The 2,694-nt window shown below is 40.3% G+C and carries 2 protein-coding genes; one reads left to right on the top strand and one right to left on the bottom strand.

Translation table 11 applies throughout. From position 1 onward, the window contains the following. Positions 1 to 45: 45 nt before the first annotated feature. On the top strand, positions 46 to 306 hold the full coding sequence (locus CK510_RS29025) for a hypothetical protein (protein WP_095724928.1): 261 nt from the start codon (positions 46 to 48) through the stop codon (positions 304 to 306). Between the two features lie 215 nt (positions 307 to 521). Here CK510_RS29025 and CK510_RS29020 read toward each other — a convergent pair whose 3' ends face one another. Then, positions 522 to 2,213 (bottom strand): iron uptake porin, encoded by a 1,692-nt coding sequence (locus CK510_RS29020; RefSeq protein WP_095724927.1) that lies wholly within the window; start codon positions 2,211 to 2,213, stop codon positions 522 to 524. Positions 2,214 to 2,694 lie beyond the last annotated feature (481 nt).

Genomic DNA, 2,694 nt, shown 5'->3' with positions numbered 1-2,694 from the left:
AATTTTCCAGAACACTAATATTCTCATACAATCCAAAATCCCTAAATGGAAGCTTTTGCACTTATCCCACCAGAATGGACAAATCGGGCTGTTCATGCTTATCAATTTTGTTGTCCCAAATGTCATGCCAGTAGCTTAGAAGCAACACAAGTCTGGATCAATCGACGCGCTCCTGTTACCTCTGAAAATTATCGTCGTAAATGGCAAGAATTTTATCACTGTAAATGTGATTATGTTTGGTGGGCTTGGAGTAGCGATCGCCCTCCCACAAATTTAAAAAAGCCCGAAGAAACAGAACAATCATAACCATCATATTCCCCGTAGGGGCAAACAACCGTTTGTCCTGATTGATTTATTCACCCTTATTTATTTGCTCTCGTTTATTTTACATTCATTACTAAACCAATTTTCCCAATAAATACAATAAAAGGGCGAACAACCGTACTCCGAAACGGAGAAGCAAGCTACGCCCCTACAATATGGATTATGCTAACCCAAAAATGCCTTAAATATTTACGACATTAGAAATTAAAGGTGGTACGCAAAGTACCAACGTAAACGGTGTCGTTTTTGTCGTTGTGTTCAGGATTAAAAATCACTAACAAGCTGGGAGTAACGGAAACATTGTCATTGAGTTGCAATCGGTAGAGGGTTTCCAATTGATACGATGTATCAGCATCAATTTGTCTAACCCCACCAACCTTGTATCTGCTACCTGTGATTTTAGGTGGTTGACCAAAAGTAATACCGAGTAAGCTACCTTTGCTACCAAAATCTCTCAATCCAAGATTTGCAGCCCAGTAGACAGCAGTTGCATCTTTACCTGCAACACCTGCACCACCACCTTTTGCTTCCAAATCAGCGTAACCAGCCCATCCACCTAAGGCAATGGTGTCGCTTAATTTGAAGTTAGCTTGTACACCGTAGTGACTACCAGAAGTGGCAACATTACCAAAAGGTCTACTTGCTAAATTACTACCAGTGCTTGCAAATGCATTCACATCACCACCACTAGTAATTCCATTGCGTGACGCAACTGGATTTTGGTATGTGTTGGCATAGGTAAAGCCGATACCCAACTTTTTGCTAGCTTGGAATCCCAATTGCGCGAGCGCAGCATAGTTACCATCAGTTAAACCATTTCCGACCAAAGGACTGCTGGCTGTATTGTTACTTCCACCAGCTAAATAACCAATGGATGCAGATATTGGCGATTTGGGAGCAAAGCTAATTGTTGCACCAGCACCACCAGAACCTTGACGGTAAATTGGACTAAAACGACCATAACGGGAAATCGAACCACGGCTTGAACTAGCCAAGTCGGGGTTGAAGTTGTTCATGTTTTCCCAGAATTCACCATTGTTAGCATCAACCTTTACACGTACTGCATCAGTCAGGTTGAAAGCGTAGTTAATTTTATCTATTTGGACGTTGTTATTGGTGTCGTTGTCATAAGCCAAACGGGTCATGTTTGTACCAGTGACATTGCTATTTGGCGTAGTATTTCCCGCTTGCAAACGAATTTGTAACTGGTCTTTACCGGTGAAACTGCTGTTTAAGCTCAAACGCACGCGCTCGGAGAAAACTGTATTACTATTTAAGTCTCTCTTGGGTGTATTCGGTGCATTAACTAATGTCCTAGAACTATTTGCTGCACTATCACCAAATGCATCAGAAATGCTGAAAATTGCTTCCCCAACTAACTTGGTTGTGGTTGAAAACTGGTTCGCTTCCAATTCAGCAGTTCTCGCTTCTAAACTATCAACGCGACCACGCAGGGTTGCCAATTCCGCCGAAAACTCTTCTTGCAAACGCTGCAACGCGGCTAAATCTTCTTTTTTAACCAAATCAGCAGTCGCAGTTGCAATCAATTCGTTAACTCTGTCCAAACAAGCATTTAAACCTGCGGCAAACTCATAACGAGTCAAAGCTCTGTTACCGCGATAAGTACCATTTGGATATCCAGCGATACAACCGTAACGCTCAACCAATGATTGTAATGCTTGGAATGCCCAATCTGTAGGCTGTACATCGGAAAATTGGGATACAGATGTTACCTGACCAATATTGTCAGACTGTTGTCCTTGGGCGATTTGGTTCACAGGAGTAACGCTGTCGTTAGCTTCCCCAGCCAAAGCACTACCTGCTGCGGTCAAAGTTGCAGCAATCAAAACTGGACTTAATTTTAAAACGTTCCAAAGCAGTTTAGACATATTTGTATTCTCACTCACACCTACTGTCTTTATATTACATTTCTCTGGGGTATTTTTCCCACTTACTGAAAGATTTAATCTTAAATTATTTCCATAAAATTTGAGTATAAATGCTACGAGAATACTAAAAGCTCGTCAAATCAATGTTCTTGTTGCAATCAGAGTCATATTCCGATTTAATTTCAGCAGAATTATTAGGTTAACGGGAGGTTAAAATAGCAAAATTATTTCCGATAACAGCCGAAAAGTACAAAATATTGATTTTTTATAAAGTGATATTCGTAACATAGTTTTTATTTAATATAGGGCACAAAAGACATATTTTAGCGTCGTTCAATATTTTGCAAACGGATAAAAATCTGTATAGAAAATTCCCTAAGCAAAAGCCTGCACTCAGGCAGGCTTGTTCTTTAAGCTTTTAATTCAAGCTTTGGAATATTGACCCAGATTAAAGACCTACGGTATACACAATGGTATACAC

Origin of the sequence: Brunnivagina elsteri CCALA 953 (genome assembly GCF_002289455.1) — a bacterium.
GTDB classification, from domain to species: Bacteria; Cyanobacteriota; Cyanobacteriia; order Cyanobacteriales; family Nostocaceae; genus Brunnivagina; species Brunnivagina elsteri.
This window is presented reverse-complemented; position numbering and strand designations above follow the sequence as displayed.

Coding starts and splice junctions, on each gene's coding strand:
- CK510_RS29025 (WP_095724928.1), top strand. CDS start 46: ATGGAAGCTTTTGCACTTATCCCACCAGAATGGACAAATCGGGCTGTT.
- CK510_RS29020 (WP_095724927.1), bottom strand. CDS start 2,213: ATGTCTAAACTGCTTTGGAACGTTTTAAAATTAAGTCCAGTTTTGATT.